Origin of the sequence: Kribbella kalugense (assembly GCF_004365875.1) — a bacterium.
Classification (GTDB): domain Bacteria; phylum Actinomycetota; class Actinomycetes; order Propionibacteriales; family Kribbellaceae; genus Kribbella; species Kribbella kalugense.
In genome coordinates, this window is the sequence record NZ_SODF01000002.1 from 1,701,237 (window position 1) to 1,718,952 (window position 17,716).

The window sequence follows — 17,716 nt, forward strand, 5'->3', positions numbered from 1 at the left end:
TGACAATTGGCTGAGCCTGTGGATCGTCACTGGCCGTAAGGCGGCAACGGACGTTACAGTCGGGCTGACAAGGTCGTTCGTGACGATGCGGTCGCGGGCGCCTTGCGCGGTAAGAAACACCGCGGCCCGCGTTCCCCGGCAACCGGTTTGCCGGGCAGATTCCCAGGGATACTGACCTCATGGCCCGCCCACGGAACAACCCAGGCGACCTCGCCGAGCTCCCCACCGAGCTGCGGACGGATCGTCCGAAGGGTGACCAGATTCGCGAGATTCTGGAGAACCTCACCCGCTCGCTGGCCGTCGGCACCGTGCTGCCGTCCGAGCGCGTCCTCGCCGAGCGCTTCGGCGTGGCGCGGATGACGGTGCGTCAGGAAGTGGACCGGGTCGTGGCCGAGGGCCTGGCCAACCGGCGCCCGGGCGGCGGCACCTTCGTCGCCGAGCCGCGCCCGTCCCGGATGCTGGCGTCGTCGTTCAGCCAGGACATGATCAACCGCGGCATCCACCCCGGCGCCAAGGTGCTCGAGCACCGCGTCGGCGCCGCCGACGAGGACCTCGCCCGCGAGCTCGAGGAACCGATCGGCACCCCCGTCCTGCACCTGGTCCGCCTCCGCACCGCCGACGGCGACCCGATGGCGATCGAACGCACCACCCTCTCCCTGCAGCGCTACCCCGGCCTCGACGAGATCGACTTCGCCGAGAAGTCGCTGTACGCCGAGCTCTCCACCCGGTACGGCGTAACCCTGGGCATGGTCTCCGCCTCCATCGTCGCCGCCCCACCCGAGCCCGGCGACGCCGAACTCCTCGAGATCGACAAGTCCACCCCCTGCCTGATCATCACCTCGGCCCCTCGAACGGCCGCCGACCAGGTGATCGAATTCGGCCGCTCCATCTACCGCTCAGACCGCTACGACATAACCGTCGCCTACCGCGCCACCTGAGCGTTTGCTGGGGCTACACGTTCAGGCTGCGTAGGACGTTGGGGGTTTGGCCTCGGTCTGAGAGGCGGGTGACGACTTCTACGGTGAGGGCTTGGAGGAGCATGGCGCCGATCATGGTGGAGGTGGCGCCGGTGGGTTCGGGGGTGTTGGGGACGGTGATCATGGCGTCGCCGGGTACGCCGCAGTTGTCGATGACGACGTCTGCCGTTTCGAAGAGGCGTTGGCCGCTGGGGGCGCGGGATGTGGTCGACGAAGAGTGCGCCATCGACGTCAGAGCGATCACCTGCGCGCCCCGTTCGCGGGCGCCGAGGGCGAACTCGACGGGTACGGCGTTCCGGCCGGAGTTCGATGCGATCAGTACGACATCGCCGGACTCCAGCTGATTGATCTCCAGCAGGACCGAGGCCAGTCCGGGGAGCCGCTCGAGGAGCGAGCTCTTTTGCAAGCCCTCGTGGAGCATGAGTCCTGGTTCGAGGATCGCGCGTACGTCGGCCAGTCCGCCGGCGCGCCCGTACACCTCCTCGGCCAGCGCGTGGCTGTGTCCGGTCCCGAACACCCAGAACCGCTTCCCGCCGGCGAGCGCATCCGCGACCAACCCCGCCGCCACCCGGATCGCTCCCAGTTGCGTCTCGGCCGCCTGGTGCGCGACTGCCAACGCCTTCCCCAAGTACTCCTCAGCCCCAGCCATGCCAGAAACCTATCGCCCGGCCGCCGTACGCCGCGAGACACCCATCTAGACCACTACCCCTGACATGCACGGGATCGCTTTGCGGAACATTTCTGCCAGCAGGTGCGAATTTGTTTCCGCAAAGAGCGCCTAGGCGACCACTCCGATCGCCGCGCGATGGTGGGCCGGGTGGTCTACCTCGTCGACGAGGGCGATCGCGAGGTCGGCGTACGAAATCACCTCATGAGCATCCGCCGGCGCGACCCGGTACGTACCTTTCCGGGCGGGATCGGCGTGATCGAAGTCCCCGGTCGGCGCGATCGAGACCCAGTCGAGCGACGAGGCCGCGAATACCTCCAGCGCCGCTTGATGCGCCAGGAAGAACGACCGGTACTCCGACGGATAGCCCTCGGTGTCCATCAGCAAGGTCCCATCGGCGGTCGGCAGGATCGATGCCAGTCCGACCCACACCAGCCGGTTCACGCCGGCCTTCGACAAGCCGTCGACCAGCGCCCGCGCCGCCGCCGGGAAGAACACGGCCGGGTCGGTCCCGCCGTCGTACACCGCCGCGACCACCGCGTCCTGACCGCTCGCCAGCTCGGCGATCCGATCCGCATCAGTCACGTCCCCGACGACCAACTCGCCGCCCGCCGTACGTGCGACCTGGATGACCTCGTGACCGCGAGTCAGTGCTTCCGACACCGCCGCGCGGCCGGCTCGGCCGTGGGCTCCGATTATCAGGATCTTGCTCACTGCAACCTCCTTGGAATGGGTATGGCGACGGTAGGAGGGAGCGTGGTTACCGATTGGATACCGTGGTGGGTATGGAGGCGCTCCGAGCGGATATGTTCGAGGAGATCTGCCCGTCGTCGCTGCTGCCGTTCCGGATCGGCGGCGACAAGTGGGCGGGCATGGTGCTGCGCTGTCTGGAGGACGGTCCACGCCGGTACTCCGAGTTGCGGGTGCCGCTGGCCCGGATCAGTCCGAAGATGCTGACCCAGTCGCTGCGGTCGCTGGAGCGAGACGGGTTCATCCGGCGGACGGAGTACGCCGAGCCGGTACGGCGGGTCACGTACGAGCTGACCGGCCTCGGCCGCAGCCTGCTCGAACCGCTGCGGACATTCTGCAGCTGGGCCGAGGAGCACTGGGACGAGCTCCTGGATGCGCGCGAATCGTAGGTCGCACCAACGTTGCTGTCGGCGACAGAACCGGCGACGAGGACCCGTGACCGCTTAGACTGCGCGAGTGGACGAGCAGACACCGACCGCCCTGACTCAGTTGCCGAGCTGGTTGCTGACCCAGAGCGCGGCCCAGGCGCAACGAATCGTCACCGAGCGGTTCGCCGCCGGAGGTGCGCGTACGTACCACTTCCGGTTGCTGGCGACGCTGGTCGAGTTCGGGCCGGCCAGTCAGGCGGCACTCGGGCGGCGCAGCTCCATCGACCGGAGCGATGTGGTTGCCGCGCTCAACGAACTGGAGAGCGACGGGTACGTCGAACGGAGCCCGGACCCGGCCGATGCCCGCCGCAACATCATCACGATCACGACCGCCGGGAAGCGGCAGCACAAGCGGCTGACGAACCTGGTCGGCAAGGCGCAGGAGGAGATCTTCGCGCCGCTGTCGGCTACGGACCGTGCCCGCCTGGCGACGATCCTCGGCAAGCTACTGACCTACCACCAGGAGCAGTAGACCGGGCCAGAGCTGTAGGCCGGGTCGGAACAGTAGGCCGGGTCAGATCGGCAGCTGGGCGCGGGCGGCCCGCTGGGTACGGCGGACGCGCAGTTCGCGGGCGTGGACGCGGCGGCGGGCGGCCCGGGAGATCTTCCGGCCTTCTTCGGCCAGTGGCGTCGGCGTCTGGGCGGTCGGCTGCATCGGGTTCACATGAGGTCCGATGCACGGTCCACACGGATGGTTCCGTCGTACGACGGATTGTCTGTCCGCCGGACCCGGAATCCGCCCTGTTCGGCGCAGATTCGAAACGACTCGGCGATACCCCGGTTCCGTGGCAGGGTGAGCGTTGGTAGAAAGGTAGCCGGGCGCTCCAGCGCGCCGAAGCCAGCGATGAGGAGTCGTCGACGTGACGAATGCAGAGCCACCCCAGGCCGGAGCCCAGCCAGAGTCAGAGTCAGGGGCCCAGTCAGAGGCACTGTCGAACCTGATGCACGAGGAGCGCCGATTCGATCCGCCCGCCGAGCTCGCGGCGAACGCGAACCTCAAGGCCGACGCCTACGACCGCGCCGCGGCCGACTTCGAGGGGTTCTGGGCCGAGCAGGCGAAGCGGCTGACCTGGGCCGTCGAGCCGACCGAGACGCTCGACTGGAGCAATGCCCCGTTCGCCAAGTGGTACGCCGACGGCAAGCTGAACGCGGCGTACAACTGTGTGGACCGGCACGTCGAGAACGGTCTCGGCGACAAGGTCGCGTACTACTTCGAGGGTGAGCCCGGCGACACCCGCGAGATCACGTACGCCCAGCTCAAGGACGAGGTCAGCAAGGCCGCCAACGCGCTGCTCGAGCTGAACGTCAAGCCCGGTGACATCGTCGCGATCTACATGCCGATGATCCCCGAGACCGTGGTCGCGATGCTCGCCTGCGCCCGGATCGGTGCCCCGCACACGGTGATCTTCGGCGGCTTCTCGGCCGAGGCGCTGAAGGACCGGATCCTGGACTGCGACGCCCGCGTCGTGATCACCTCCGACGGCGGTTACCGCCGCGGTGCGCCGGCCGCGCTGAAGCCGGCTGTGGACGCCGCGCTGGTGGACTGCCCCGACGTGCGCAACGTGCTCGTCGTGAAGCGCACCGGCCAGGAGACCGAGATGGCCGACGGCCGCGACCTCTGGTGGGAGGACTTCGTCGGCAAGCAGTCGACCGAGCACACGCCGGAGGCGTTCGACGCCGAGCACCCGCTGTACGTGATGTACACGTCGGGCAGCACGGGCAAGCCGAAGGGCATCCTGCACACCACCGGCGGCTATCTCGTCGGTACGTCGTACACGCAGTGGGGCGTCTTCGACCTCAAGCCGGACACCGACGTCTACTGGACCGCCGCCGACATCGGCTGGGTCACCGGACACAGCTACATCGTGTACGGCGCCCTTGCGAACGCGACCACCTCGGTCCTGTACGAAGGCACTCCGGACACCCCGCACCAGGGTCGCTGGTGGGAGATCGTGCAGAAGTACAAGGTGTCGATCCTGTACTGCGCGCCGACCGCGATCCGCACGTTCATGAAGTGGGGTAAGGAGATCCCGGAGAAGTTCGACCTGTCGACGCTCCGGGTGATCGGGTCGGTCGGCGAGCCGATCAACCCGGAGGCCTACATCTGGTACCGGGAGAACATCGGCGGGAACAAGGCGCCGGTCGTCGACACCTGGTGGCAGACCGAGACCGGCATGCACATGATCTCGCCGCTGCCGGGCGTGACGTCCGGCAAGCCGGGTGCCGCGATGAAGGCGATCCCGGGTGTCAGCGTGGATGTCGTCGACGACGCGGGCAAGTCGGTGCCGGACGGCTCCGGCGGTTACCTGGTGATCACCAAGCCCTGGCCGGCGATGCTGCGCACGCTGTGGGGTGACGACCAGCGCTTCAAGGACACGTACTGGTCGCGCTGGCCGGGCGTGTACTTCGCGGGCGACGGTGCCAAGAAGGACGAGGACGGCGACATCTGGCTGCTCGGCCGGGTCGACGACGTGATGAACGTGTCGGGTCACCGGTTGTCGACGACCGAGATCGAGTCCGCGCTGGTGTCGCACCCGAAGGTGGCCGAGGCCGCTGTCGTCGGCGCCTCCGACCCGACCACCGGGCAGGCGATCGCGGCGTTCGTGATCCTGCGGTCCGAGGCCGGCGACGGCGGACCGGACGTCGTACAGGAGCTTCGCAACCACGTCGCGAAGGAGATCGGCCCGATCGCGAAGCCGCGCCAGATCATGGTCGTCTCGGAGCTCCCGAAAACCCGGTCGGGCAAGATCATGCGCCGCCTCCTCCGGGACGTCGCCGAGAACCGCGAGGTCGGTGATGTCACCACCCTCGCCGACTCCACCGTGATGGATCTGATCAAGACCAACCTGGAAGCAGGCAAGTCCGAGGACTGACCCGCGTCCTGAACAGAAGGCCTCCGGAGGTGTGCTCCGGGGGCCTTCTGCTGTTCCGGGCGGAAACTGCACAGAAGTCTTTGCAAACAGCTCTTTGCAAAGATATGTTGTGGTTATGGCTTCGTCCGCGATCACTCCGTCCGCCGGTGGGCTCCGCGCGCTGTCGCACCCGACCCGGCTGAAAATGCTGATGCTGCTCCGGCTCGAGGGGCCGGCGACGGCGACCCAGTTGGCGCAGCAGCTCAAGCTCAACACCGGTGCTGCGTCGTACCACCTGCGGCAGTTGGCCGAGCACGGCTTCATCGCCGAGGACACCGAGCGGGGCGACGCCCGGGACCGTTGGTGGAAGGCGGCGCACGAGAGCACTCGGGCCGATCTCAGGTCCCGTACGACCGAGGAGGAGGCGGAGAGCGCCGAGGCTTACCTGCATACCGTCGCGCTGCTGTACACCGAGACGCTGATGCAGCACGTCGAGGAACGCCGGTACCTCCCCGAGCAGTGGCAGGACGCGAGCACGATCAGCGACTGGCACCTGCGGCTGACGCCGAAGCGCGCCGAGCAGCTGACCGACGCGCTGGCGAAGGTGATCGAAGACTGGCACGAGGAAGGCGACGACGGCGAGGACACAGCCGGCAGTGGCTATTTCGTGGTCAACCTGAACGCGTTCCCACGCCCGGGCACCGTCGTCCTCGAGGGAGAGGACGAATGAGCACCCCGGACACCCGCCTCGCCGATCAGCCCGCCGGACAGTCGGGCGCCGGGCGGCGGGTCCCGCTCTACGGTTGGCTGACTGCGCAGGCGATCTCGCTGCTCGGCACTCGGGTTTCGATGATCGCGATTCCGTGGCTGGTGCTGACCACCACCGGATCCCCGACGCGGACCGGACTCGTCGCGTTCGCCGAGATCACCCCGATGGTGCTGCTGAAGGCGTTCGGCGGGCCGTTGGTCGACCGGGTCGGGCCGCGCCGGATGGCGATCACCGCTGACATGCTTTCGTTCCTCGTCGTCGGGCTCATCCCGCTGCTGCATCACACGGGTGCACTCACGTTCCCGATCCTGCTCGTCCTGGTCGCGGCCGCCGGCGCACTTCGTGGTCCGGGTGACGCGGCAACCACGGCTCTGATCCCGGCCCTCGTCGAGCGGGCCGACGTACCGTACGAGCGGGCGACCGGCCTCTCCTCAGCTATCGAACGCGGCGCGACAATGATCGGCGCTGCCATCGCGGGCGGCCTGGTCGCCACCGTCGGCGCCGCGAACGCCGTCGCCGTCGACGCGGTCTCGTTCGCAGTGTGCGCCGTCGTACTCGTCTTCACGACACGCAGCCTGACGGACCAAGTCCGCGGCCTGACGGACCAGGTCCGCAGCCGGCCGGAGGCGGTCGAGCCAGTCGCCGCCGAGTCGTTCGACGCGGTCGAGGCGGTCGCCGCCGGACCGCGGTCGCCCGACGGTGAGCGCTCGTCGTATGTTGCGGAGTTGCGGGATGGGTGGCGGTTCCTTCGTGGTGACGCCGTACTGATGAGCTTGTGCGTGATGGTGGCTGTGACCAACCTGCTCGACATGGCGTGGTCCGGGGTTCTGCTGCCGGTCTGGGCGCGTGACTCCGGCGCGGGGGTTGGCGCGGTCGGCTTGGTCTTCGCGGTCTGGGGCGGCGCGTCGATGCTCGGCTCGGTCGTGGCTGCGGCGTACGGGACCCGCCTGCCACGGTTCGCGACGTACCTGGTCGCCTTCCTGATCACCGGTCTGCCGAGATTCATCCTGTTCGCGGTGGGCGCCCCGGTGTGGGCGATCCTCGCGATGTGCGTGATCGGCGGAGTCTCGTCCGGCTTCCTGAACCCCGTGCTGGGCGCCGTGCAGTTCGAGCGCATCCCGCGCGCGATGGTCGGCCGCGTCACGGCTCTGACGAGCTCCCTGGCCTGGTCACTGATGCCACTGGGCGCGGTCCTGGGTGGCGTGCTGGTCAGCGGCATCGGCCTGGCCCCGGCGCACCTGGTAGTCGGCTTCGCCTACTTCGCCGCAACCATGGCCCCGGCCCTCATCCCCAGCTTCCGCGGCATGAACCGCCAAACCCGCACCCCCGAATCAGTACCCGCCTAGTCGAGGAACGACGGCAGTGACTCGAGGGTCGTGACGCCGGCCGGCGGGAACTCGTACTGCGGACCGATCGGTCCTTCCTCGGCCCTGCGGAGATAGCGGTTGATGAATTGCTGGGTGTTATCAAGGACGGTCGCGCACTGAGCAGGCGTCAACTGTCCGTCGCGGACCGCGTCGGCCAGCTCGTCCAGATCCAAGAGTTGATAGCGATCCACCGCAGGCGGGATCAGGAAGTCGACGTACACGTCATGGACGACGAGGCCCGCGTCGGTGTGCTCGATCTCGACCAGGTCGACGTACCACCAACCTTCGATCGCACCCTCGAAGACCGCGGGCTTGGTCAGCTGGACACCCTCGTCGAGCAGCAGGTAACTGCGATCAACGGTCGGCCGCCCGGCCACCTGGTACCTCGGCAGAATCCGCACGTCATAAGCGACAACCTCCCCGATCTGCCGTCCGGGACACCACTGCCCACTGCGGTGAAGTACCTGAACTTTCTCGGTGGCGGCCATGCCCGCAGGTTATAAGGTCGTGCACCCGGCGGGGGCTTACCTTCGTACCCATGACGGCTGTGCTTGCGATCATTCATGCCGGGCTGGCCGCTGCGTGGGTTGGCGGGATGGCCTACTCGTTGTTCGTGGTTCAGCCCAAGTTGAAGCGGTACTTCGGGGCGGATCAGGATGGTCGCGAGCAGCTGACCGCAGTGATTGCCTCAGGCAACCGGTGGAAGGTGATCGGGCTGATCGGCGCGATCGCGGTCACCGGCTTGGCGATGCTGGCGATCGACAGCGATCACTGGTGGATCCATGCGGTCAAAGGTGTTCTGTTGCTGATCGCGAGCGGCATCTTCTGGTACGTCTCCTGGCGGCACTGGCCGCAGCGGGTCTTCGCGACCGCGGCCGAACTCCCGGCGCTTCAGCGCAGGTTGATCATCCTCGCCACGACGATGCTCGGTCTCGCCGGACTGGCGTTCGCGCTCGGCGTTGTCGCCGTACACCTCTGAGCTTGAGAGGTTGCTCACGGAAGCGAGCGCTTGTGTCACTCTCCGCGAGAAATACATTGGAGTGGAATGTATCTCGGGAGAGGAGACCGTATGTGTGGCATCACCGGGTGGGTGGCCTACCGGCATGACCTCGACGAGGAGCGCGAGGTCGTCGATGCGATGACCGAGACGATGTCCTGCCGCGGACCGGATGCGAGAGGGACCTGGTACGCGCGGCACGTCGCGCTCGGGCATCGCAGACTCGCGGTCATCGACCTTCCGGGCGGCGAGCAGCCGATGACGACCGAGGTCGAGCACGACGGGCGGACGGTCACCCTCGGGATGGTCTACAGCGGTGAGGTCTACAACTACACCGAGCTGCGTGATGAGCTTCGCCGCCGCGGGCATTCGTTCACGACCGACTCGGACACCGAGGTCGTACTGCGCGCGTATCTCGAGTGGGGTACGGCGTTCGCCGAACGGCTGAACGGGATGTACGCGCTGGCCATCTGGGACCCGCGGACCGAGACCCTGGTGATGGTCCGCGACCGGATGGGCATCAAGCCGTTCTTCTACTACCCGACCGCGGACGGGGTGCTGTTCGGCTCAGAACCGAAGGCGATCCTGGCGAATCCCGCCGTACCGGCCGTTGTCGAGGCGGACGGGCTGCGGGAGCTGTTCACGATGTCGAAGACGCCCGGCAGGTCGTTGTGGGCCGGGATGTTCGAGGTCGAGCCGGGCACCGTCGTGACGGTCGATCGGGCCGGCGTGCACCGCAGTACGTACTGGCGGCTCGAGACCAAGCAGCACGTCGACGACCGGGGTACGTCGATCGCGCACATCCGCGAGCTGCTCGACGACATCACCCGCCGGCAGCTGGTGGCCGACGTACCGCGGTGTGTTCTGTTGTCCGGTGGGCTCGACTCCAGCGCGATCACCGCGCTCGCGGCCGGTCAGCTGGCGGAGGACGGCCGGAAGGTCCGCAGCTTCTCGGTCGACTTCGTCGGCCAGGAAGAGAACTTCCAGCCGTCCGAGCTCCGCGGTACGCCGGACACGCCGTACGTGCACGACGTCGCCGACCTGGTGCACTCGCAGCACTCGGACATCGTGCTGGACAACGCGACCCTCACCGATCCGGAGATCCGGCGGAAGGTGGTCCGGGCGAACGACGCGCCGCTCGGCGGTGACATCTTCAACTCGCTGTACCTGCTGTTCTCGGCGATCCGGGAGCAGTCGACCGTCGCGTTGTCGGGCGAGTCGGCGGACGAAGTGTTCGGCGGGTACCTGTGGTTCCACGACGCCGAGGTGCGGAACCGGGCGATGTTCCCGTGGATCGCGTACATGGCGTCGCGTCGGCAGACCGGGCAGGTCCACGTGCTCCGCAAGGAGATCCTGAAGCGGCTCGATCTCGGCGGTCACCTGCGCGAGCAGTACGCCGCGGCCGTGAGCGAGGTCGAGCGGCTCGAGGGGGAGTCCGACGAGGAGTGGGCGATGCGGAAGGTCTGCTATCTCCACCTGACCCGGATGGTGCGGATCCTGCTCGACCGCAAGGACCGGATGAGCATGGCGGTCGGGCTGGAGGTCCGGGTCCCGTTCTGCGACCACCGGCTGGTCGAGTACGTCTACAACACGCCGTGGTCGCTGAAGACGTTCGACGGGTACGAGAAGAGTCTGTTGCGGGCGGCGACCCGCGACGTACTGCCCCAGTCGGTGGTGGATCGGCGCAAGTCGCCGTACCCGCAGACGCAGGATCCGGCGTACGTCGAGGCGCTGGCAGATCAGGTCCGTGGTCTGCTCGCCGACCGCCATCCGGTCTTCGAACTGGTCGATCGGAAGGGCGTCGAGCGGCTGACGGAACGGCGCGTCGTCAGCTGGAACAGACCCTGTCGCTGGCGACCTGGCTGGACCTGTATCACCCCGATATCAGAGTTCCGCGGTAGGCGATGTTTGGTGCCCTGTGCCAGGATGGCGCTTCCCGACGGAGGTGATCACCTTGGCGCAGGAGGCATTGCAACTCCTGGTCAGCATGCACCGGATCGTCAGGCATCTGCGCCGGAGCAGGACCACGACGCTCCTGCACCCGACGCAGTTCCTGGCGCTGATGCTGATCGCCGACGAGCAACCGATCCGGATCGGCGAGATCGCCGCGCGGGTCCCGTGCTCCCAGCCCACCGCGACCACGACGGTCGCGACGCTTGAGCAGGCAGGCTTGGTACGCCGGGAGCCGGACCCGGTCGATGGCCGGGCCACTGCCGTCGTCCTTACCGAGGCCGGCGCGTCCACCGTCGAGGCGTCTGGCCGCCAGGCCGCCGACGAACTCGCCATCCTCCTCAGCCGCCTCGACGAACCCGACCGGGCTCTGGTCCTCAAGGCCGGCGAAGCTCTGTCCCGCATTACTGACGGCCTCTAACTCAGTCCGGGTACGACGGTCACGGTGTACGGCGGTGTTCCCGGGGCGACGTCGAGTTGGCTGTTGACCCACAGGAGCCGGCCGTGGTCGCGGGCGATCGTCGTCGGTGTCGCGCCTGCTGCACCGGGGCTGGAGTCCGCGATCAGGGTCGCCTTTGTGAGGTCGTGGTTCAGGACCGCTAGCCTGGTGACGTACTTGCCGCCGCCGGCGTTGTAGACGGCGTACAGCTTGTGTCCTTCGAGCAGGTAGCCGTCGCCGGACAGGATGCCGTTGGACACGTCCAGGACGCGGACTTCCTTGGTACGTAGGTCGATTCGGTACGTGACGTCCTGGCCCTGCTCGCCGACCAGGAGGACGCGGCCGTCGGTCACGATGCCGTTGAGGTAGTACGGCGTGGGCTGGATCTGGGCGCGGGTGATCCAGGGTTCGAGCTCGCCGAGACCGTCGTGGGTGAGCGGTGCTCGCCAGATCTGGTTGTGGGTCGAGTCGGTGACGTAGACGGCGTCGCGGGTGATCGTGAAATCGTTCAGATACGAGCCGTCCGCGGCCTTTCGGACAGCGAGTAGTCGGCCGCGAGCGTCGTACAGGAAGAGCTTGGAGGTGTTCGCGCCGGCGATGAGGACGCGGCCCCAGCGGTCGACGTGGATGCCTGTCGCGGAGGTGCGGCCATCGCTTCCGGCGGGAAGAAATTGGCTGAGGCGGGATGAGTGGGTGGTGCCGCGGTAGACGGCGCCGGTGCCGACGCTCGTGACGTACATCGTGCCGCTGGGCGTCACCGCGATCCCCTCGAGGGTCTCGCCGGGGGTGGTCGAGACGACGTACTGCGTCGGTCGATGGACGGCTCCGGCCTCTGCGACTGCCGGTGTCGTGGCTAGGACCAGGGCGGTGAGGACTGCCAGACGTTTCATCGGGTCAGGTTGCGAGGGTGCGACTTCCTATCGCGACGGGATTCGGCCTGGACCGAAGAGGTCTGCCGGGATGAGCTCCCAGCCGTCACAATCGAGAGATGATCCGGGTCCATTTCACCGCGGCAGACCTCGGCCGGGTCACGTTCCGCACCGAACCGCAGCCGCTCTGGGAGGCGGTGCTCGCGGCCCGCGCGCTGGGTGCCCGATCGATGTCGCCGGTTGCCCGGCGTTGGCGGCGTACGGCGGCACCTCGGGTGCAGGGCTCGATGCGCCCACTGTTCAAATTGATCTCGCCGACCGGGATGTTCCCGGACTTCCTGCTCCCGGAGACGTCGGGGGACGGACTCGACCCGGCAATCGAGGCGCTGATGGACACGCCGGCCGAGGTCATCCGCGCCGAACTCGAGCCATGGCTACCGCCCGGGATCGACCGCTACATGCAAGGCCTCCTCGACGGCCGCGCCGGATCCCGGCGTGCGCTGGGCGTCGCGGTCCGCGATTTCCACCAGCAGGTCCTGATCCCGTCGTCGGCCGAACTCAACAGCCGCTACGGCGCAGACCTAGGAATCCGCACCCACGCCCTCCTCCACGGCGGCCTCGACACCCTCCTCTCCGCCCTACACCCCGACATAACCTGGGCCACCCCAACCCTCACCACCCACGGCCCCCTCGATCTCCCTCAGGTTGATATCCAGCTAGGCGGTCGCGGACTGGAGCTCTATCCGTCACCCCTGACCTCCAGCTGTCTGTTCCTGGATGTCCCGGACCGTCGCCCTGTCCTCGTCTACCCCTCCGCCGAACTCCCCACCGCCGACCCAGCCGCCACCACCGACTCCGAGACCGCGGATGCCCTGGCGGACCTGCTCGGCCGCACGAGAGCCGCCGTACTCCGAGCCCTCACCCACCCCGCCACCACAACCCAACTAGCCCGCCGCGTAGGCATCTCCCTCGCCTCCACCTCCGACCACACCCGAGTCCTCCGCGCCGCCGGCCTAATCACCACCCACCGAACCCAAGGCACCGCCCTCCACTCCCTAACCCCCACAGCCCACCCCTTCCTAACCAGGGCATCCGGGGGCATCCCGGGGCAGATCGCAAATTCACGCCGCACCACCAAAGAATCCGGCTACAGTTGATCTTGCCGAGGGACAGGAGTCCCCCGGAAGTGAACCCGGCAGCCCTCCGGACGGTGGACGAGCCGGGTTTCGCGCTGTCAGAGCTCCCTCAACTGACAGAACGGCGCGACCGCCGCCTTCCAAGCGCCTCCTCGGATCCAACTCCAGGCGATGGCGTCCGGGATCCAGAGCAGCGGGTCCGACTTGGCGACGAGCACATCCCAGCGCAACGATTCGTGACAGCCGAAACGCCGTGCGGCCTCGCGGAGGCAGCGGCGGTCGTGCTCGTACGTCGACTCGTCCCGCTCGACTACAAGCCGCTCGGCGGAGTCCGCACTGTCCCGGACGATGGCCTCGAGGCAGCGTCGACGAGCCCCGTGAGTGTTCTGAGCGACGACGTAGATGTCGACCAGCAGGTGAAAGTCGGTCAAGAGTTTGAGGATCCGCTTGCGTCGCTGCACGCTCTCGTTGCGGAAGTGCAGACGTTCCTGGCCTGGTAGCAGAAGTCCTCTCAGTGCCTTGCGATGAACGGCGACCTCGCCCGCTGGGCAGCGTGCGGCAGCCATCAGAAAGCCCTTGGATTTGATCTCGTCGACGAATACGTGGATTGGCATTTCCCCGCCTTGTTGGGTGGCAAGGGTCGAGCTTCACACGTGCGAGGACTGGGTGGCGGGTGTGACGCCGGGGCAGATCGGGGCAGTGTGGGGCAGATCAGGAAGAGCGTCAGACGCCCGTAAAACAAGGGGTTATGGTGGTGTTGCCGTGGGACTGGAGTCTTGCGGAAGTTGGCTGGGTAGCTCACCGGACGGTGGACGAGCTTGGTCCGCGAATGGCGGAGCCGCCGGAGGGGTGAGTCCTCCGGCGGCTCCGTTGTTGTTAGTTGCGGTTGATGGTGAAGGTGCTGGTGGTGTTGTGGATGTCTTCGGCGTTGTTGGTGAGGGTTAGGTTGTTGAAGGTTACGGAGCCTACGGCTGGGCCTTGGCCGGGTTCGGGGAGTTCGTTGGCCCAGAGGCCGAAGCCGGACTTGGCGTCGAAGGCGTCGCCGGATTTGCGGGCTCCGGAGATCGTCGTGTTGGTGAAGACGGTGTCCGCGACCGGGAACTGCGGCTGGCCGCCGACGTAGTTGGTCTGGAACATGATTCCGCTGTACGTCGGATCGACCACATCGAGATCATTCACGCGAATCCCCTGGAAGATCTTCGAGGCCGAGAAGATCCACACCGCGGGGAAGGCCTGGTTGCCCCAGAAATGCCCACCGGACCGCACCACCGAAGCATTCTCGAAGACCGTCGGCGGTGTCGCCCCGAATCCGTTCATCGGAATGCCGAAGTCCAGGGAACTGATGGTGATCCCGGGATAGGTGAGCATGTCCGCGGCGTACAGGTTGCGGAAGATGTTGTTCGTCCCGCCGTACACCGCGAAGCCGGCGGCCCGCCAGGTCAGCGCGGCCGACAGGTTCTCGAAGACGTTGTCCCGGACTTCTCCACCACCGTTGTCGGTGGCGTTGAAGAGCGCGAAACTGTCGTCGCCGGTGGACCGGGCGTCGTTGTTGCTGACCGTGTTGCCGGACGAGCCGTTGGTCATGTTGATGCCGTCGGCAAACGTGTCGCGGATCCGCGAGTTCTTGATCGTCGACGTGTCGGTGTTGGAACCCCAGTACATGCAGACCATGTGCTCGACCCAGATGTTGTCGATGGTCATGTTCGCCGTACCCGAGAAGTCGAAGACCTTCCCAGGACCGTCGATTCGCGAGGTGTAGTTGCCGAAGTACGCGAACCCGCTGAACGTCGATCCGTTCGCCGACGCCTCGGACCGGAATCCGATGTCGGTGTTGTCCTGCGTGGTCGGCGCGTGGAACCGGGTGAACCAAGGTCCGGCGCCGACGATCTTGATCGCCTTGCCGTACACCTGGAACTTCGACGACGTGTCGTAGTCACCGGCCGGCAGGTAGACACCCTGCAGCGTGCTGTCCTGCCGCACCTTGTCGAGCGCGTTCTGCACGTCCTGCTGGCTGAACCCGGCCGGCGTGACGAATCCCGTGCCAGGGTTGGCGATCGGCGTCGCCGCTTCGGTGTCAACGAAGTCGATCGTGTAGGTCAGGCTGTTCGACGGATCCTTCTGCAGCCGGATCTTGGTCCCGGCCGGGTAGGTCTGGTCGAGCATCAGGTTGGCCTCGTCGTAGATGTGCCGCGCGGGTCCCGACCCCGGCGAGTTGTTCGGCGAGGCTTCCGCGCCGTACAGCCAGGCGTACTTCGAGGTCAGCGGCAACGTCTTGGCGAAGGTGCCGTTGACGTACACGCTGATCGACGAGGTCTGGCCGTCGCCGCCCGACGCGTCCGGCATCGAGAACCGGGTGACGAGCGTGTTCGTGCTGGCCCGCGTGGTGAACTCGACGTACGAGCCGTTGGAGCCGAGCGTGACCGCGCGACGTCCGGACGCCTCACCGGCCAGGTCGCCGATGGTGCGGTTCGGACCGATGACGGATGCACCGCCGCCGACCGCGGCGTCCTCGGCCTCCTGGTGGTCGTACGGCATGTTCGCGCCGCGGCCCACGAAGAACGGCCGTTCACTGGTGTTGTTGGTCCGCTTCACCGGCAGCTCGTTCGTGTCGTCCGCGAGGACAACCTTCACGGAGTAGCGGCCGTTGGCAGCCGTCCAGTTGCCGAGAGCAACAGCCGGAGTCGTCGCACCGGCGGCGATCGACCCGTTGTAGCTACCGGTTAGCGTCGTGACCACGGACGATCCGTTCAGAACCGTGAGCGTGATCCCGTGCGCACCAGACGCCGAGGCGACACTGCCCTGGTTCTTGATCGCGACCGAGAAGGCGACCGAGTTACCGGCCGACGGGTTGCCCGGCGTCCAGTTCACCGCCGACGCGATCAGGTCCGAGCTCGCCACCGGTGTCACCACGAGAGGCCCGGAAGCGTTCGCGCTGTTGTTGCCGTCGTTCTGCTCGATCACCGAGTTGGCCTCGTCGACCTTCGCGCTGAGCGTGTAGCTGCCCGCGTCCCGGGCACCGATGGACGCGCTGACTGTCGTCGACGCGCCGGCTGCGAGTGCGCCGACAGGCGCCGTACCGACCTTGGTGGCACCGAGGTAGAAGTTGACGTCGGTCGCCGTGGAGGCCGCCGTACCGCCGTTGTTGACTGTCGCGCGGACCGTGATTGTGTCGGTCTCGACCGGTGCGGTCGGGGTCCAGGACACGTTCGAGAGCGTGAGGTCCGGGTTCGGCGCCGGTACTCCGAGCACCTGCAGCTCGGCGACCTGTCCGGCCGGTGCACCGGTGTTCCCGGTGAAGTTCAGCCGTACGTCGGCCACCCGCGCGCTGACCGGGATCGTCACGCTGTTGCCGCTCGACGGGTTGAAGTCGTAGCCGGCCGACGGAACGATCGTGGTGAAGGTCGAGGAGCTCTGCTCCCGGCCGAGGATCGAGAACGTCTGCGTCCGCGGTCCCCAGGCCGCGTCCGGGTTGAGCCGGATCACGATCGAGCTGAGGTCTGCGTTCGCGCCGAGTTGCGTGGTCAGCGTGGCCGGGTTGGCGTTGCCCTCCCAGTACGTCGTCACGTCGTCGTCGTTCGCGTTGGCCGGCACGTAGGTGAACGTGTACCCGGACGCGGTGATCGGCTTGTGCAGTGCGAGGTTGCTGCCCGGGCCGCCGCTGCCGTTCCGGGTGACCGTGTTGCTGTTCGGCGATTGGTTGCCAGCAGCATCCTTCGCGCGGACGAAGTACGCCACGGACACGTTGGCCGACTGGTTGTCGGTGTACGTGAGCACGTTGCCGGCCACGCTGGTCCGGAGCTGTCCGTTCGCGTAGACGTCGTACCCGGTGACCCCGACGTTGTCGGTCGAAGCGCTCCAGGTGAGTTTGATCTGCCCGGCGCCGGGCTCGGTGAAGGCCAGGTTGCCCGGGGCGGTGGGAGCCTGACCGTCACCGGTCGCCGGCCCGTAGACCTCGAGCTCGGACAGTTGCCCAGCCGGCCAGCCGGTGTTTGCAGTGATCCGGACCCGGACGTACCGCATGGTGGCGGTGCCGTAGTTGACGGTCACGGTGTTGTTCGGCGGGCTGAATGTGCGTGCCGCGGAAGCAGACAGGTCGGTGAAGTTCTGCCCGTCGGTGCTGCCCTGGACCGCGAGGGTCTGGTCGCGGGCGCCCCAGTTGGCGGTCGGCAGCTTGAGGACGACCTGGTTGGTCGCGACCGAGGAGCCGAGGTCGACCTGGACCCACTGCGGGAACGCGTTGTTCGCGCTCTCCCAGTAGCTGCCCTGGTTGCCGTCGGTCACGTTCGACGCGGCGTAGTTCTGGGTGCTGCTACTGGCCGAGGCGGTCTTGCCGGCGGCGAGGTTGGTTCCGGCGAGTACGGCGGCCGACGCGGTGCCGGCCCCCGTCGGGTGGATGAGTGGGCTCGCTGCGAGCGCCAGGCTCGCAGCGAGCAAGGCGACCGGCAGCCGCCATTTCGGGATACGCATGGCCTCTCCTGGTGGGCGGGTGATGAGGAGGCAGGGGTAGCAAGCGCC

General features: G+C 67.3%; 17 protein-coding genes. 10 read left to right on the top strand and 7 right to left on the bottom strand.

Translation table 11 applies throughout. From position 1 onward, the window contains the following. Positions 1-179: 179 nt before the first annotated feature. A complete protein-coding gene (locus EV650_RS26120) occupies positions 180-938 on the top strand; it encodes a GntR family transcriptional regulator (RefSeq protein WP_134121634.1) in 759 nt (252 codons plus the stop codon). 13 nt (positions 939-951) lie between these two features. Here the strand turns inward: EV650_RS26120 and EV650_RS26125 are convergent, their stop codons facing one another. Next, a complete protein-coding gene (locus tag EV650_RS26125; RefSeq protein ID WP_134121635.1) occupies positions 952-1,626 on the bottom strand; it encodes an SIS domain-containing protein in 675 nt (224 codons plus the stop codon). Positions 1,627-1,755: 129 nt separating this feature from the next. After that, the gene (locus EV650_RS26130; protein ID WP_134121636.1) at positions 1,756-2,358 is read right to left on the bottom strand and encodes an NAD(P)-dependent oxidoreductase; all 603 of its coding nucleotides are present in this window, start codon (positions 2,356-2,358) and stop codon (positions 1,756-1,758) included. A 71-nt stretch (positions 2,359-2,429) separates the two neighbouring features. Here EV650_RS26130 and EV650_RS26135 point away from each other — a divergent pair, with 71 nt between their 5' ends. After that, complete coding sequence (locus EV650_RS26135) at positions 2,430-2,783, top strand: winged helix-turn-helix transcriptional regulator (RefSeq protein ID WP_134121637.1); 354 nt, start codon at positions 2,430-2,432, stop codon at positions 2,781-2,783. 67 nt (positions 2,784-2,850) lie between these two features. Further along, positions 2,851-3,294 carry a MarR family winged helix-turn-helix transcriptional regulator gene (locus EV650_RS26140; RefSeq protein ID WP_134121638.1) on the top strand — a complete coding sequence of 148 codons (444 nt, stop codon included), beginning with the start codon at positions 2,851-2,853 and terminating at the stop codon, positions 3,292-3,294. A 42-nt stretch (positions 3,295-3,336) separates the two neighbouring features. Here the strand turns inward: EV650_RS26140 and EV650_RS40455 are convergent, their stop codons facing one another. Continuing rightward, positions 3,337-3,477 (bottom strand): hypothetical protein, encoded by a 141-nt coding sequence (locus tag EV650_RS40455; protein WP_166678273.1) that lies wholly within the window; start codon positions 3,475-3,477, stop codon positions 3,337-3,339. A 286-nt stretch (positions 3,478-3,763) separates the two neighbouring features. Between EV650_RS40455 and acs the strand changes: the two genes are divergently transcribed. The 3 genes from acs (at position 3,764) to EV650_RS26155 (ending at position 7,789) form a co-directional block, all read left to right on the top strand. Beyond that, positions 3,764-5,695, top strand: coding sequence for an acetate--CoA ligase (gene acs, locus EV650_RS26145; RefSeq protein ID WP_134121639.1), 1,932 nt, complete (start codon positions 3,764-3,766; stop codon positions 5,693-5,695). Between the two features lie 115 nt (positions 5,696-5,810). Next, positions 5,811-6,404 (top strand): winged helix-turn-helix domain-containing protein, encoded by a 594-nt coding sequence (locus EV650_RS26150; RefSeq protein ID WP_134121640.1) that lies wholly within the window; start codon positions 5,811-5,813, stop codon positions 6,402-6,404. After that, the gene (locus EV650_RS26155; RefSeq protein ID WP_134121641.1) at positions 6,401-7,789 is read left to right on the top strand and encodes an MFS transporter; all 1,389 of its coding nucleotides are present in this window, start codon (positions 6,401-6,403) and stop codon (positions 7,787-7,789) included. The genes EV650_RS26150 and EV650_RS26155 overlap by 4 nt, the downstream gene beginning before the upstream one ends. On the opposite strand, the gene EV650_RS26160 is transcribed toward EV650_RS26155, so the two are convergent. Further along, complete coding sequence (locus EV650_RS26160) at positions 7,786-8,298, bottom strand: DUF402 domain-containing protein (RefSeq protein WP_134121642.1); 513 nt, start codon at positions 8,296-8,298, stop codon at positions 7,786-7,788. The genes EV650_RS26155 and EV650_RS26160 overlap by 4 nt on opposite strands. A gap of 50 nt (positions 8,299-8,348) precedes the next feature. Between EV650_RS26160 and EV650_RS26165 the strand changes: the two genes are divergently transcribed. The 3 genes from EV650_RS26165 to EV650_RS26175 all read left to right on the top strand — a co-directional run bounded on the left by EV650_RS26165 (position 8,349) and on the right by EV650_RS26175 (position 11,178). Further along, positions 8,349-8,789, top strand: coding sequence for a hypothetical protein (locus EV650_RS26165; protein WP_134121643.1), 441 nt, complete (start codon positions 8,349-8,351; stop codon positions 8,787-8,789). Between the two features lie 90 nt (positions 8,790-8,879). Then, positions 8,880-10,967 (top strand): asparagine synthase (glutamine-hydrolyzing), encoded by a 2,088-nt coding sequence (gene asnB / locus EV650_RS41155; protein ID WP_238174455.1) that lies wholly within the window; start codon positions 8,880-8,882, stop codon positions 10,965-10,967. Next, positions 10,870-11,178, top strand: a complete 309-nt coding sequence (locus tag EV650_RS26175; RefSeq protein ID WP_238174456.1) for a MarR family winged helix-turn-helix transcriptional regulator — start codon at positions 10,870-10,872, stop codon at positions 11,176-11,178. Before asnB ends, EV650_RS26175 begins: the two co-directional genes overlap by 98 nt. Here the strand turns inward: EV650_RS26175 and EV650_RS26180 are convergent. Beyond that, entirely contained in the window at positions 11,175-12,086 is a 912-nt protein-coding gene (locus tag EV650_RS26180) for an SMP-30/gluconolactonase/LRE family protein (RefSeq protein WP_134121644.1), read from the bottom strand. The genes EV650_RS26175 and EV650_RS26180 overlap by 4 nt on opposite strands. Positions 12,087-12,184: 98 nt before the next feature. Here EV650_RS26180 and EV650_RS26185 point away from each other — a divergent pair, with 98 nt between their 5' ends. Next, positions 12,185-13,222, top strand: coding sequence for an ArsR/SmtB family transcription factor (locus tag EV650_RS26185; protein WP_134121645.1), 1,038 nt, complete (start codon positions 12,185-12,187; stop codon positions 13,220-13,222). A 77-nt stretch (positions 13,223-13,299) separates the two neighbouring features. On the opposite strand, the gene EV650_RS26190 is transcribed toward EV650_RS26185, so the two are convergent. Both EV650_RS26190 and EV650_RS26195 read right to left on the bottom strand, forming a co-directional pair. Next, positions 13,300-13,815 (bottom strand): hypothetical protein, encoded by a 516-nt coding sequence (locus EV650_RS26190; protein WP_134121646.1) that lies wholly within the window; start codon positions 13,813-13,815, stop codon positions 13,300-13,302. 262 nt (positions 13,816-14,077) lie between these two features. Beyond that, complete coding sequence (locus tag EV650_RS26195) at positions 14,078-17,668, bottom strand: discoidin domain-containing protein (protein WP_134121647.1); 3,591 nt, start codon at positions 17,666-17,668, stop codon at positions 14,078-14,080. Positions 17,669-17,716: the final 48 nt, after the last annotated feature.

What these genes read in the sequence shown, in the direction of transcription:
- EV650_RS26120 (WP_134121634.1), top strand. Translation starts at nt 180, where the DNA reads ATGGCCCGCCCACGGAACAACCCAGGCGACCTCGCCGAGCTCCCCACC.
- acs (WP_134121639.1), top strand. Translation starts at nt 3,764, where the DNA reads ATGCACGAGGAGCGCCGATTCGATCCGCCCGCCGAGCTCGCGGCGAAC.
- EV650_RS26195 (WP_134121647.1), bottom strand. Translation starts at nt 17,668, where the DNA reads ATGCGTATCCCGAAATGGCGGCTGCCGGTCGCCTTGCTCGCTGCGAGC.
- EV650_RS26190 (WP_134121646.1), bottom strand. Translation starts at nt 13,815, where the DNA reads ATGCCAATCCACGTATTCGTCGACGAGATCAAATCCAAGGGCTTTCTG.
- EV650_RS26165 (WP_134121643.1), top strand. Translation starts at nt 8,349, where the DNA reads ATGACGGCTGTGCTTGCGATCATTCATGCCGGGCTGGCCGCTGCGTGG.
- EV650_RS26155 (WP_134121641.1), top strand. Translation starts at nt 6,401, where the DNA reads ATGAGCACCCCGGACACCCGCCTCGCCGATCAGCCCGCCGGACAGTCG.
- EV650_RS40455 (WP_166678273.1), bottom strand. Translation starts at nt 3,477, where the DNA reads ATGCAGCCGACCGCCCAGACGCCGACGCCACTGGCCGAAGAAGGCCGG.
- EV650_RS26160 (WP_134121642.1), bottom strand. Translation starts at nt 8,298, where the DNA reads ATGGCCGCCACCGAGAAAGTTCAGGTACTTCACCGCAGTGGGCAGTGG.
- EV650_RS26175 (WP_238174456.1), top strand. Translation starts at nt 10,870, where the DNA reads ATGCTGATCGCCGACGAGCAACCGATCCGGATCGGCGAGATCGCCGCG.
- EV650_RS26150 (WP_134121640.1), top strand. Translation starts at nt 5,811, where the DNA reads ATGGCTTCGTCCGCGATCACTCCGTCCGCCGGTGGGCTCCGCGCGCTG.
- EV650_RS26135 (WP_134121637.1), top strand. Translation starts at nt 2,430, where the DNA reads ATGGAGGCGCTCCGAGCGGATATGTTCGAGGAGATCTGCCCGTCGTCG.
- EV650_RS26185 (WP_134121645.1), top strand. Translation starts at nt 12,185, where the DNA reads ATGATCCGGGTCCATTTCACCGCGGCAGACCTCGGCCGGGTCACGTTC.
- EV650_RS26125 (WP_134121635.1), bottom strand. Translation starts at nt 1,626, where the DNA reads ATGGCTGGGGCTGAGGAGTACTTGGGGAAGGCGTTGGCAGTCGCGCAC.
- asnB (WP_238174455.1), top strand. Translation starts at nt 8,880, where the DNA reads ATGTGTGGCATCACCGGGTGGGTGGCCTACCGGCATGACCTCGACGAG.
- EV650_RS26180 (WP_134121644.1), bottom strand. Translation starts at nt 12,086, where the DNA reads ATGAAACGTCTGGCAGTCCTCACCGCCCTGGTCCTAGCCACGACACCG.